The sequence below is a fragment of the Flavobacterium beibuense F44-8 genome (genome assembly GCF_000769915.1).
Classification (GTDB): Bacteria; Bacteroidota; Bacteroidia; order Flavobacteriales; family Flavobacteriaceae; genus Flavobacterium; species Flavobacterium beibuense.
On the sequence record NZ_JRLV01000015.1, the window covers coordinates 12,603 to 25,194 of the forward strand.

Annotated in this window: 12 protein-coding genes; 9 read left to right on the plus strand and 3 right to left on the minus strand. The window is 37.7% G+C overall.

Annotated elements, in window-relative coordinates; genetic code table 11:
• Positions 1-8 precede the first annotated feature (8 nt).
• Entirely contained in the window at positions 9-443 is a 435-nt protein-coding gene (locus Q763_RS12165; RefSeq protein WP_035134673.1) for a hypothetical protein, read from the plus strand.
• 85 nt (positions 444-528) lie between these two features.
• Here the strand turns inward: Q763_RS12165 and Q763_RS12170 are convergent, their stop codons facing one another.
• Complete coding sequence (locus Q763_RS12170; RefSeq protein ID WP_084596064.1) at positions 529-3,819, minus strand: T9SS type B sorting domain-containing protein; 3,291 nt, start codon at positions 3,817-3,819, stop codon at positions 529-531.
• A gap of 344 nt (positions 3,820-4,163) precedes the next feature.
• Here Q763_RS12170 and rpsA point away from each other — a divergent pair, with 344 nt between their 5' ends.
• The 7 genes from rpsA to Q763_RS12205 all read left to right on the plus strand — a co-directional run bounded on the left by rpsA (position 4,164) and on the right by Q763_RS12205 (position 9,822).
• Positions 4,164-5,930, plus strand: coding sequence for a 30S ribosomal protein S1 (gene rpsA / locus Q763_RS12175; protein ID WP_035134677.1), 1,767 nt, complete (start codon positions 4,164-4,166; stop codon positions 5,928-5,930).
• Between the two features lie 460 nt (positions 5,931-6,390).
• On the plus strand, positions 6,391-6,930 hold the full coding sequence (locus Q763_RS12180; protein WP_035134679.1) for a tetratricopeptide repeat protein: 540 nt from the start codon (positions 6,391-6,393) through the stop codon (positions 6,928-6,930).
• Positions 6,931-6,968: 38 nt separating this feature from the next.
• Positions 6,969-7,514, plus strand: a complete 546-nt coding sequence (locus tag Q763_RS12185; RefSeq protein ID WP_035134681.1) for a tetratricopeptide repeat protein — start codon at positions 6,969-6,971, stop codon at positions 7,512-7,514.
• Between the two features lie 65 nt (positions 7,515-7,579).
• A complete protein-coding gene (locus Q763_RS12190) occupies positions 7,580-8,116 on the plus strand; it encodes a tetratricopeptide repeat protein (protein WP_035134683.1) in 537 nt (178 codons plus the stop codon).
• 95 nt (positions 8,117-8,211) lie between these two features.
• On the plus strand, positions 8,212-8,571 hold the full coding sequence (locus tag Q763_RS12195) for a hypothetical protein (protein ID WP_035134685.1): 360 nt from the start codon (positions 8,212-8,214) through the stop codon (positions 8,569-8,571).
• Positions 8,568-9,131, plus strand: a complete 564-nt coding sequence (locus Q763_RS12200) for a hypothetical protein (RefSeq protein WP_035134687.1) — start codon at positions 8,568-8,570, stop codon at positions 9,129-9,131. Before Q763_RS12195 ends, Q763_RS12200 begins: the two co-directional genes overlap by 4 nt.
• Before the next feature lie 88 nt (positions 9,132-9,219).
• Positions 9,220-9,822 (plus strand): hypothetical protein, encoded by a 603-nt coding sequence (locus Q763_RS12205; RefSeq protein ID WP_035134689.1) that lies wholly within the window; start codon positions 9,220-9,222, stop codon positions 9,820-9,822.
• A gap of 999 nt (positions 9,823-10,821) precedes the next feature.
• Here the strand turns inward: Q763_RS12205 and Q763_RS12215 are convergent.
• A complete protein-coding gene (locus tag Q763_RS12215) occupies positions 10,822-11,223 on the minus strand; it encodes a hypothetical protein (RefSeq protein WP_035134693.1) in 402 nt (133 codons plus the stop codon).
• A 91-nt stretch (positions 11,224-11,314) separates the two neighbouring features.
• Positions 11,315-11,560: a hypothetical protein gene (locus tag Q763_RS12220; protein WP_035134695.1), complete on the minus strand. Its 246-nt coding sequence runs from the start codon at positions 11,558-11,560 to the stop codon at positions 11,315-11,317.
• 116 nt (positions 11,561-11,676) lie between these two features.
• Between Q763_RS12220 and Q763_RS12225 the strand changes: the two genes are divergently transcribed.
• Positions 11,677-12,237 carry a fasciclin domain-containing protein gene (locus Q763_RS12225; protein WP_084596065.1) on the plus strand — a complete coding sequence of 187 codons (561 nt, stop codon included), beginning with the start codon at positions 11,677-11,679 and terminating at the stop codon, positions 12,235-12,237.
• Positions 12,238-12,592: the final 355 nt, after the last annotated feature.

Below are 12,592 nucleotides of genomic sequence, written 5' to 3' on the forward strand. Positions count from 1 at the left end.
ACCTTACCATGAAAAAACGTTTACTTTTCTTATTACTGTTTATTGGTTTTTGCTGTAACGCTCAGGTTAAAAATTATTTATATAATCATCCAGAAGCAAACGGAGAGGTATTTAAAGATTATATTACACTTACCTTTAATAATAACAGCATTGTTAAGGGTGTGTATTATGGTAACCAACCTGAAATATCTTTTGTAGCAGATGTGGTTTTTGAAAAGAATAAAAGCACTGGGTTAAGTTTTAATCTTACTAACTATAAATTTAGCAGGGAAACTGTAAGTCCTTACAGTAAGGCTCAATATTTTGAACCCAAAAAATTAGCTTTTGCATTAAGCGAAGGTTCTTACTCTGGTTATATTATAGATAATGAATTACAATTGCAGTTTACATGGGTTTATGCTGATTCGGCAACTAAAGACATGATTTTTAATTTGGTTGAGTAAGAGTAGTATTGTTAAGCACTAGCGGGAAGCTCGCACCAGCGAAAAAGTGTCTAATGTCTCAAATCTATTATCTCATATCTAAATACTACCTTACCATAGAGAAATGCCCTTTGTGTTCGCGTCCGTCCTGGCGTTTAACAAGGAACCAGTAATCAGTACTAGGCAGCCTGTTACCGTGGAAGGTTCCGTCCCAACCCTCGTAGTTAGGGCCAAAGGAAATAATGAGTTTACCGTACCTGTCAAATATATAGATTTCCATATCGGGCTCAAAGAAAGAGTACTGTATGCGCCATGTTTCGTTTACTCCGTCGCCGTTTGGCGTAAAGAACTTAGGGTAGGTAAGCAGGTATACATCACCAAGATCAGCGCCACAGTCGTATTTATCCCTTACATACACAGTGTATGGCCCGGGGGTTAGGTTTGTGAATAATGGCGAATCCTGATAGATATACCCGTCCAGTGAATATTCAAACTCCTGTGGGTATTGTGATGGTTCTACAATTACATTTATAGTGTTTTCGGCTGTAGTCCAGTCGGTAATATCAACTTGTGCAATACGCGGAATGGCAGTCATAGTAACTGTAAAGGAATGTGTAGTTTGGCATCCGTTTTCGTTTGTGGCGGTAACGGTGTAATTTCCGCTATCGGTAAAGGTTACACTTTGTGTAGTCTCTCCTGTAGACCATTCATAGCTTTGGTAGCCATCTGGCGCGGTAACTGTAGTACTTTGACCTTCGCAAAGAGCATAGAAATCGTCCATATTAAGCGCAGGGGCTTCCTGTAATATAAGCTCAAATTGTGATATAGATACACAGTCGGGGTTGGCACTATGTGTTGCCCTGGCGTATATGGTGGCATTACCCGATGTATAGGTATCCGGTAACGGGTTAGTACCTGCATCGGCATCACTCTCACTGATGTGGAAGGTAATGGTTACTAAATCAGGATCCTGATTGTCCAGTACAAATGCCACCTGTGCAGCAAGGTTAAACTCTTCGTCACCATCGTTGCCTACATCACACAGTATAATATCTGGAGCGGTGTTTGCCGTAACCAGTGAAGGCAGGTCGTTTACATTAAAATACATTGGTACTATGGTACCACAAGGGTCTTCTACCTGTAGGAGGTAAGAGGCCGTTTCCAGTCCGTAAAAAATATTACTGGTACCGTTATCTATCATTACGGGGTCGCCGTTCATTTCTATAATACGGTAGGTAAGCGGTTCTACACCTGTGGCATTAACCAGTACATCGTTTGTTGCACCACCGTCGCAGGCAATATTTAAAATATCGCTAATAAGGAGTCCGTTTGGTACAATAAACTCTTCCAGTATTTCAATACAGGTTTTTTTACTGACACCACTACCATAAGTAGAGAACGATTTTATCACTCTGAATGTCCCATAATAAGCTACACTATATAGCGTTTGGTTATTAGTTAGCTCAATAGCTGTATCTACATCAGGTTCTGTACCTTCTATATAATCTGTATCACCGCCTGGAATGCGCCATGTATCTGTTGTCTCATTGTACTGCTGGAGCCAGTATTTAACCTGATTGATGGCATTACTGCTATGGGATACATACACATCAAAAGAACCACAGTTAAGGGTAACATCTACTTCGGTCGAATTGATTTGGTAGCCGTTAAGGTTTATTGTTTTTGTTTTTAAACCACAGTCATCGGTAACCTCTATGGTATATGAGCCTGCGGGCAGGTTATCCATATATATGGTTGCCGGAGATGTAGAAAACGGCATAATATCATAAGGGAGTGCTTCGCCAAAAGCTGCCGGAGCAGCTGTAATATACGCTTCGGATATGGGAGGTTTTTGTGTTGCTACAAAAAGTGTTGCATAGCCTTCCTGACAATCTACCCTTTGCCCTGTAGGGATATCGGGATCGGATACCTCAATAACAAACTCAATAGGATCGTATTCCTTGCCGCACTCATCGGTAAGCATAACAACATATAGTCCCGGCGGTAATCCCGGTATTGTAAGAACGTTTATTTCTTCGCCCGGTTCATCAGAATATTCGTAGTACTCCATTACATCATCGGGTAGCGGGTTAGGGTACTCATCGGGAGCCTGTACAATTTCGGCAGTAGCCATAACAAGTCCCGGTATGGATATCTCTACCGATCCCAGTAGTGTACTACAATCTGCCTGACTTGGACTGGCAACGGGGACTACATCTATTTCTTCAATCTCAATTGTAAATGGTCCTACACGTCCGCAGGAATCAGCAATATAGCCTGTATAAACACCATAAGGACATTCGTATTGCTCATTGCCAAATTCTATTTGATCGTCATCTGCAACATAAGGTCCCGGATAATTATCGTTTGCTAATTCAGGGTCCCATCCGGCTGGGTATGTTTCAAAAGTAATGGTATAAGGACCTACAAACTTAAAGGGTTGAAGGAGTAATTTTTTACCAAAACAGTTAGCATTATCAAACTGTACTACAGAAAGCATTGTTACATATACTTCACAGTGTTGAGTGTAGGTAGTACAGTTGTCTGTTACTTCAATGTCATAGTAGTATGTTTGTTCATAATATAAAGGTATGACTGCAGATGTTATTAAATTCATAGTGTCGTATAGCCCTTCTACTACTATAGGTGTGCCTCCCCCCGGAGGGTATACGGTAAGTATTATACTTTGTACTGTAGTTGCAACTTCAAACTCGGTAGTATATAATGTATTTGTCACCGTTACCAGGTCACAGCCCGGTAGTTCCACGTCTGGTAATCCTGCTGTATCTCCCAGTATGAGCTCTTCTGACTGTGAGAAAAGTGTTACGGCCTGTGGTACACCAAATCCACAGTTGTCGTTTACCCTTACGGTATATATACCTGCAGGTAAATCAGTAAACGAAGGGGTGGTTTGTGGCGGAAAGGTAACCGGTCCGCTTATTATCTCGTAGCTTACAGGTGTGCCGCTGTTTACGGTTATGTTTATAACTCCGTCGTTACAAACGGGATCTGTTGTTGTGATAGAGTAGGCTACGGTTTGTGTGTTATCTTCAATTATAACCTCAATGGGTGCCGATGTGGTTGCTCCCTGTTTAACTACTATTCTGTAAGTGCCATCGGTAAGGCTGGTAACTACCGGGTTAGTAGAGTTCCAAATGGGGTTATCTATATCGGGTAGTTTGTATACTATATAATATACATCTGTTCCTGTTTGTGCATTTTGTGCAGCCAGTGTAATGGAGCCGTTACCGGGACAGGTTTCATCTGTTTTGCTTACCATTGTTACACTAAGCTGAGAATAGGCAGCTGTGCTAAAAAAAAGCAATAGGAGTAGTGTTACAAAGTTCCGGTTTAGAAAATGTAGTTTTAAATAGGTGTGATTGATTGATAATTTCATAAAAAAATTAAGTTTTTAGGACTTAATTTCAAGTTGTTTCCGGGTTCTAAGGTAAATAAAATAATCTATATAAAATATATGTTAAATAATTTGTTTTTAAAAGTTATGTTTATAACAAATTGTGTGTAAAATTTTACAATAATCAGGGTGTGATAATGTTGTGTTGCTAAAGCATTGTTTGTAAATGTTTTGTAGAATTATAAAAGTTTTGTACCTTTGCGCACCTTTTAGCAGGAGATGGTTTCTAAAAGGTTTAAAATCAAATATGTAAAACACTTCCGTAGCGTTTTGTTACTGCCCAAAGAAACCGGCAAAACAACGGGATACAAATTATTAGATCAGCAATGTCTGAACAAGTAAAAACACAAGAGGAATTTTTAAAAGAGTTTAACTGGCATAACTTCGAAGAAGGTATTGATCCTGTAGATGAGCAACACCTAAGAGAGTTTGAAGAGCTAGTTGAAAAAACTTTCATTTCTACTGATAATGATGAAGTAGTAGAGGGTACAGTAGTAAGAATCACTGACAGAGATGCTATCGTTGATATCAACGCTAAATCTGAAGGTGTTATCTCTTTAAATGAATTCCGTTACAACCCTAACCTAAAAGTAGGGGACAAAGTAGAGGTATTAATCGACGTTCGTGAAGATAAATCAGGACAGTTAGTATTATCCCACAAAAAAGCACGTACAATTAAAGCTTGGGACAGAGTTATCAATGCTCATGAAACAGGTGAAATCGTTAACGGTTTCGTTAAGTGCAGAACTAAAGGTGGTATGATCGTTGACGTATTTGGTATTGAAGCATTCTTACCAGGTTCTCAAATTGATGTTAAGCCTATCAGGGATTACGACCAATATGTAAACAAAACTATGGAGTTCAAAGTTGTTAAAATCAACCACGAATTCAAAAACGTAGTAGTTTCACACAAAGCGCTTATCGAAGCGGATATCGAAGTACAGAAGAAAGAAATCATCGGTCAGCTTGAAAAAGGCCAGGTACTTGAAGGTGTTGTTAAAAACATTACTTCTTACGGTGTATTTATCGACCTTGGAGGTGTTGACGGACTTATCCACATCACTGACCTTTCTTGGAGCAGAATTAACCACCCAAGTGAAGTTCTTGAACTTGACCAAAAACTTAACGTGGTTATCCTTGACTTTGATGATGAGAAAACAAGAATCCAACTTGGTCTTAAACAATTACACCCTCACCCATGGGATGCACTTGATGCAAACCTTGCAGTAGGTGACAAAGTTAAAGGTAAAGTAGTAGTTATTGCTGACTACGGTGCGTTTATCGAAGTTGCTGAAGGTGTAGAAGGTTTAATCCACGTTTCTGAAATGTCTTGGTCTACGCACCTAAGATCTGCTCAGGATTTCGTAAAAGTTGGTGATGAGGTAGAAGCAGTTATCTTAACTCTTGACAGAGAAGACCGTAAAATGTCTCTAGGTATTAAGCAACTTTCTCAAGATCCATGGACTGACATCACAGCTAAATACCCTGTAGGTTCTAAACACACAGGTATCGTTAGAAACTTCACTAACTTTGGTATATTCGTAGAGCTAGAAGAAGGTATTGACGGTTTAATTTATATCTCTGACCTATCTTGGACTAAGAAAATCAAGCACCCATCTGAGTTTGTAAACGTAGGTGATAAACTTGATGTTATTGTTCTTGAACTTGATGTAGAAGGACGTAAATTATCTCTTGGCCACAAGCAAACTACTGCTAACCCATGGGATAAATATGAAGAGTCTTTTGCAGTAGGTACTGTTCACACAGGTGAGATTGCTGAGATCGTTGACAAAGGTGCTACTGTAGAGTTTGGTGACGATATCGTTGCTTTCATCCCTACAAGACACCTTGAGAAAGAAGATGGTAAAAAACTTAAGAAAGGTGAAAGCGCTGACTTTAAAGTAATTGAATTCAATAAAGAATTCAAAAGAGTTGTAGCTTCTCACACTGCTATCTTTAGAGAAGAAGAAGAGAAAAATGTTAAGGCTAACAACGAGTCTAACAACTCTAACAACAATGCAGAGAAAACCACTCTAGGTGATATCGATGCACTTGCTGAATTAAAAGAAAGAATGGAAAAAGGTGAGAAATAATCACTAATTCCTCTTTTAAATATCAAAGCCCTGACCATTGGTCAGGGCTTTTTTTATGTGCTGAGATATTCAGATCCTATGTTACTAAGATTTTAAGGTTATACCATCAAAAGCTAATGCCGTTTGCTTACTCAGATGTTGTCATTGCGAGCGTAATGTAATGAAGCGTGGCAATCTCATTTATAGTGTTATATAGATTGCGCGTCGTTCCTCCTCGCAATGACAGCAACGCTTTGTCATACTGACGATAGGAAGGATTTCTTTTCCATTCCGACTGTAGCGGTAGCGAAATGGAGGAATCTCTTAATGTTGAATAGAGATGTCTCCTGCTGTTGACATGGCATACTGAACGTAATGACGGTTGAAGTTTTGTCCTTTTGTCTTGACATAAAAGACCGAAAAGGTCAAGGCTATGTTGCTGTGCGAAAATTTGTATATTAGCTTTTTAAACCTCCTTACTATGAGATATTTAACTTCACTGTTGTTTTTGGGTTTCTGTTTAACAGCTAATGCCCAAAATTATCCCAAATACAAAACCACAAGGGTGAAAGATACTGTGTTTGCCCAACCGGAAAAGACCAATGAAATTATTATAGCTGAAACTCAGCTGGCAGAAGAGCCTAAAAGCGAATTTGATGAGCTTATAAGAAAGGGGAAAGAAGCTTTTAAAGAGGGTGATTACAAAAAATCAGTAAGTTATTTTACAGACGCTTTTAATGTCAGTACGAAAGATAATGAATGGTATGCATTAGAATGTAGAGGTAATACTTATGTAGCGATGACGGATGTTGATAAAGCATCGGCAGATTTTACAAGGATAATTGAGGAAAACAGTACAATTCATAAAGGACACTTAGGGTATGCTCATCTTATGAGAGCATGTTTAGCGCTTCAAACAACTGATAAAGAAGATGACTTGTATAGATGTGATGATTTTAAGAAGGCGAGAGAGTATGGAAATTTAAAAGGAGATAAAGCTATAGATGCCGATTGTGATTAAAGATATTTACTTTTTTAAAATAATTAAAAATTATCCCTATGTATAGATATGTATTTTTTGTCTTGTGTATCGCTATAAGTTTTTCGGTAAATGCTCAAAATTATCCCAAATACAAAACTACAAGGGTAAAAGATACTGTGTTTACCCAACCGGAAAAGACGGATGATATTATTATTGCCGAGACTCAGCTGGCAGAAGAGCCTAAAAGCGAATTTGATGAGCTTTTTGAAAAAGCACGCCAACTTGCCGTTGCTAAAGAGTTTAAACAGGCGATTACTATTTTTAACGAAGCCTTAGTTATAAGTCCGCCTGAAAATGAATATTTGGTATTACTTTTAAGAGGAAATTGCTATTTTTCACTTAAGGAATTTGATCAGTGTATAAGTGACTATACCAGAGCTTTGGAAGAAACAAAGCTACCACATGAAAATGCAAAAGGAAATTTGTGTATGATGCGTGGACTGGCTTATGGTTCGCGTGATGGTGAGGGAGATAAAGAGAGAAAATGTGCCGATATTGCTATTGCCCGTGCAACAGGAGCATTGGGTGGTGATAGATCAGTACTTGATGCTGATTGTGATTAGATTACCGTACTATGCTTGTGTATTATACGTTATAATTAATACCTTAGCCCTTAAATAAGCTTACAATGAAAAGGATTTTTTTAATACTGATAGTTTTATTTACCTATACCGGCCTACAGGCACAGGAGTATGCTAAGCACAGAGTTAAAAAAGGTAAGGCAAAAACCGAGCAGGAAGCCACAGAACAGCCTGATGTACAAAAACCTGTGGTGACCGATACTGTTGCAAAAGAAGTTCCTGTTGACGATGATTTTGAAAAGCTAATGCGAAGAGGAGCAAAAGAGGTGAGTACCCGTAAATACCTGGATGCCATAGCGACGTTTAATAAAGCAATGGCCTATAACCGAGAAACCGCACGTGTTTTGCGTTGCCGTGGTGAGGCTTTTTACAGTAGTAAAGATTATCTTAGCGCTATAAAAGATTACACCGAGGCTATTGAACTGGGGACTGATTACCCGGGGGAGGTATATTACTCTCGCGCCATGTGTAAGGCAAAGCTAACCGAACCCGACTATGAGGGAGCCTGCACTGATTTTAAAAAAGCAAAAGAGCTGGGCTTTACCATAGAAGGACGCGATGTAATAAGCCTGTACTGTAACTAAACTTAAAACAACACCTTACAACGATGGATAAAAAAAGTATTATTTACCATATTTTAAAACGATCATTTCAGGTTTTTTTAATATTTACGTGCTTTATGGCATTGGTTAAAATCGTTTCACTGTTTTCTCCTTTTGAGTCGATTCTGTTAAGTTGGGAGTTAGCATTACCTATATTACTGTTTACATTTATTGTTGTAAGGAGTAACGTTATTCGTTACAGGAAATGGAAAAATGGTGAAGAGGTTGGAAATGTAGATCACCCTGCTGTTACATTGTTTGTTAAGAGATGTTTGCAGCTCTTTTATATTTACATAGTGACGGGGATTACTTTATATGTGTTTGGTCTCAATAAGGGGTTACCTAATACTGTAAATATTTTACCTGTTGTGTGGTTTGTATTGATTATTGTTTGGGATAATATTAAACGGTACAAACAAAACAGGTCAGAGGCATGAGGTGGCTTACATCAATATTGCTTTTTTTTGTTTTTCAACAGGCAAATGCACAACGACTGCCTGTAGGTGTAAACCGTATTGAGTTGTATAAAAAAGCTGCCGATTCACTTTTGTTTGAACATACGGGTATATCAAAGCTTATTATAAATAAAATGACTGCTCCCGGTATTGTTAGGGCTTTTGATAATACTAATAAAGCTAAAGTTAAACAGGGATTAGTGATAACGACCGAATATCAGTTTTTATCTGTAGCAAACAAAAACTATCAATATGCATTAGGACATAAGTTTTATATCCTTCAATATGATAATGAAGATAATGCAATAAAAGCATTTAAAGTATTAATAACAGAAGGAACTCAACAACAGGGCGCACCCGGTTTGACTTATACAAACGATTTTATTTTTAGAAAAGCTCATTTAATTTACTGGGTCAATACAGCGTGTATGTATTCTTTTGAAAATCATATGAAGCTTGTTAATACACTTAAAAATATATTTGAAGTACAAAATCCCGGATTGTTATGTGAATGTGGTGGTTATTGTCATGAAGAGCAGTAAGCTTTCAGCAATATAATTTATTCACTATTTTTAGCGTTATAAGTTAACAACCAGTTTTTTTTAACACACCTATTAAAACCTTTGATTTATGAAAAAAGCAGTTTACTTAGCCTTTATGGCGGCAATGGGAACAGGGATGATTTCCTGTAGTACCGAAGACGCTATGGATAACGATACTACAATCCAACAGAAACAGGCAGAAGCATCTATAGAGGCGTATAAAGGAATGGATTTCTCCAACCTGTTTACTGATGTACACTGGAACCTGAATATCGACTTTTCCTTATTGTACAGTTATGCCAATATGAAGGAGCTAAAAGCTAAATCTGATAAAAACCTTACCGAAATTATTGATGAGTTTAGAGATCTTATTGCCGAAAAGGAAGAAAACGGTATTACAGATATCGTTGCTACCATTGAGTTTAAAAATGGCGAGGCTCGGGTTAAGCAGTATCTTTTTCTGGATAACAGTTTAATGAAAGAAAAGGTAGAGTTTGTTGGTAGGGATGGGGTAGAATCTATAACCAGCGGAGAGTACAAAGCGCCAAATTCAATACTTACTACTACTGTTGACGGCGTTATGCCTACGGTAAGTGATTATTTAGTAAACAGCCTGCAAAACAGCGATAGTGTAATACTGCAGTTTAAGGTTAATGCTAAAGCCGGTAATGGCGGTGTTTATATCATGTAAACTAAAAACAATACCTATATAAAATGAAGAAGCCTGCTAGATATAGCAGGCTTCCGCGTTTTTGATAAAAATAGATATAGAGTAAAACAGAGTAGAGTAAAGTTTAAATAAGTTAAAAAATTGCCCAAGAGACTTATAAGTTCAGCTGTGATCCCCCATGATAACGCACCTAACTAGCTCAAGGGCAATTAGAATAACAAAGTAATACTAAATATTAATCTCAAATAAGAACGTATATTAATCGAAGCACCGTGGTGCATTGTTTACAGTTTTAAAAAACTGCCCGAACGTATTGGCCTCCTTTAATCCCTCATGACGCAGGCTGCACCTCATTTCAGGCAATTTTTTTTGAAGAAAATATATAATAGTAGGGACTATTGTTTTCCCAAATAGCATTTAAAAATGCTGCCTGTTTTGCCGATAGGTAAGGTTACGGCCTGTATGTTTAAATGTGTTTGCCATAAAAGGCATTCACTTAATGACAATCTTTAAAAAAAAATTGCCCGAAAGAAAGTTAGTTTGTAATCCCCCACAATGATAACGTACCTAGCTTGTTTTGCTTTCAGGCAATTAGTATATAAAATAGCAAAGTAAATTCCTCAATAATACTTTTAAATAAATCCGATAAAACTTATTACACACTTGCAAACCCCTACAGGGACAAGCAAGGCAACCAAAATGAATGCTATTATTTGCCACCAGTTCTTAATTTTTTTTGAAAAGGCGTAATTCAGCATTGTTATAATAATAAGCGATATGATAATCGCGGTAAAAAACACATATATTGTTAGTATGCCTAGACTATGGGCTAAAAAAAACGGTTCCATAATTTTAATACAGTTAAAGTTGAAAAAGCAAATTGTCTAAAAAGAGTAAACAAAATTCTCCCCCGGCGCATTAGCAAAAGCTATTGCACTTAATTAGCTGGCAAACAGAATTTAGGGCAGCACTTAGCTAGGGTGCTGTCACATAACTGTTTTTAATGTGGTAGTGATTTTTTTAGTTGGTTAACCCGGTACCTGTTTTAAAATCAAGCAGGTCTTTTACATATTGCGGCTGCAAGTGCATGTATTCGTCACAGCTTTGTAAAAGTTTGGAGTAACCTCTTTCTACAGCAGCCCAAAAAAGTTGCTGCTCATCATCACACAGGCTGCATACTTCAAGTCTTCGGCAAATGGTTTTATGCTCTAAACTGTCAATAAAACCCCATCCCATTTCGTAGCGTTCGTTAAAACCCTGCGGTGGAATGTGCGACTTTAGCCTATTGATTAGGTTTTTAGAAGTGGCCTTTGGGCTAAGGCCTGCTAACTCGTTTAAAGTGAGCTTAATGATCTCGTCATAACCTTTCCATTTGATGGTAAAGATTTGACCGGAACTTAGTTCGATAAATCCGCTTAGCATGTTTGTAATTTGTTTTTGGTGGATAATTATTGGTTGGTTGGTTTGTGTGTATTCAAATATTTTATTGCATTAGTTTTTTAATTTTAATGTTTTATGTTATCCCTACTGTTCCGTATGGGATTTCTTTATCGTCGTCTTTTTCTATCACTATGCCGTTTACCGTTAGCGGAATTTGCTGCACTTCTTCAAACAAATTGGCCTGTTCCAAAATCACCGTGTTATAATCCTGCGGATTTAACAAAAGTTTATGGGTTGTGTTAAGGCCCTTTTCAGTAACTACATCTTTAAGTGCTTGTAAGCTAACGTTTTTACCTATATATTTTAAATGTGTCTTCATAGGTTGCTTACTGATTTGATCGAAAATTAGTTAAAATTTTATAAAAGATTGTTTAATTAAAACCAAAAATCGATGAACGACGTAAATCTTCCTATAAAACGTTAATTTTTCCAATTATGAAAAACCTTAAAAGAATTTATCCGATTGCAATAGTGGCTTTTATGCTGCTTTTAGGTACGGTTTCCTATGCGCAAAAAACCGTTATGGTAGGTGGTGCACCTATGTATCCTACTAAAGACATTGTAGATAATGCCGTAAACTCTAAGGATCATACTACCCTGGTTGCGGCTGTTAAGGCTGCCGGACTGGTAGAAACCCTTAAAGGTGCCGGACCGTTTACCGTGTTTGCTCCAACAAACGAAGCTTTTGACAAATTACCTAAAGGAACTGTAGAGACCCTTTTAAAACCCGAAAACAAGAAAATGCTTCAAAGTGTATTAACTTACCATGTGGTGGCTGGTAAATGGAGTGCTGCCGATGTTGTTAAGGCTATTAAAAAAGGTAATGGTAAATATGTCGCAAAAACAGTACAGGGCGGCGAACTTACTTTTATGCTTGATGGTAATGATGTATGGGTTATGGATGAGAAAGGCGGAAGAGCTAAAATTACTATTGCCGATGTGAATCAGAAAAATGGTGTTATACATGTAATTGATACTGTATTAATGCACAATTAAAATAGTTTGGATTTCATATACATGATTTAATCAGTGTATGGTTTGGTTTAAGTTGATTTATGTAAAAAGCCCCGATTGATAACCGGGGCTTTTTTATTTTTTTGTATCCTGACGCTAGGAGGATCTCTTTTCATTCCGACTGAAGCGATAGTGTAATGGAGGAATCTCTGAACTTTGAATAGAGATGTCTCCTGCTGTCGACATGGCATACTGAGCACAAAAGGGCTCCATACTACGCTGATTCGTTTTGTCATTGCAAAAGTAATGTAATGGAGCGTGGCAATCGTTATTAGATTACTTCGTCGTTCCTCCTCGCAATGACGCACAGGTTGTCATCCTGACGATAGGAAGGATC

What these genes read in the sequence shown, in the direction of transcription:
- Q763_RS12225 (WP_084596065.1), top strand. Translation starts at nt 11,677, where the DNA reads ATGAAAAACCTTAAAAGAATTTATCCGATTGCAATAGTGGCTTTTATG.
- Q763_RS12195 (WP_035134685.1), top strand. Translation starts at nt 8,212, where the DNA reads ATGGCATTGGTTAAAATCGTTTCACTGTTTTCTCCTTTTGAGTCGATT.
- Q763_RS12170 (WP_084596064.1), bottom strand. Translation starts at nt 3,819, where the DNA reads ATGAAATTATCAATCAATCACACCTATTTAAAACTACATTTTCTAAAC.
- Q763_RS12215 (WP_035134693.1), bottom strand. Translation starts at nt 11,223, where the DNA reads ATGCTAAGCGGATTTATCGAACTAAGTTCCGGTCAAATCTTTACCATC.
- Q763_RS12165 (WP_035134673.1), top strand. Translation starts at nt 9, where the DNA reads ATGAAAAAACGTTTACTTTTCTTATTACTGTTTATTGGTTTTTGCTGT.
- rpsA (WP_035134677.1), top strand. Translation starts at nt 4,164, where the DNA reads ATGTCTGAACAAGTAAAAACACAAGAGGAATTTTTAAAAGAGTTTAAC.
- Q763_RS12180 (WP_035134679.1), top strand. Translation starts at nt 6,391, where the DNA reads ATGAGATATTTAACTTCACTGTTGTTTTTGGGTTTCTGTTTAACAGCT.
- Q763_RS12200 (WP_035134687.1), top strand. Translation starts at nt 8,568, where the DNA reads ATGAGGTGGCTTACATCAATATTGCTTTTTTTTGTTTTTCAACAGGCA.
- Q763_RS12190 (WP_035134683.1), top strand. Translation starts at nt 7,580, where the DNA reads ATGAAAAGGATTTTTTTAATACTGATAGTTTTATTTACCTATACCGGC.
- Q763_RS12220 (WP_035134695.1), bottom strand. Translation starts at nt 11,560, where the DNA reads ATGAAGACACATTTAAAATATATAGGTAAAAACGTTAGCTTACAAGCA.
- Q763_RS12205 (WP_035134689.1), top strand. Translation starts at nt 9,220, where the DNA reads ATGAAAAAAGCAGTTTACTTAGCCTTTATGGCGGCAATGGGAACAGGG.
- Q763_RS12185 (WP_035134681.1), top strand. Translation starts at nt 6,969, where the DNA reads ATGTATAGATATGTATTTTTTGTCTTGTGTATCGCTATAAGTTTTTCG.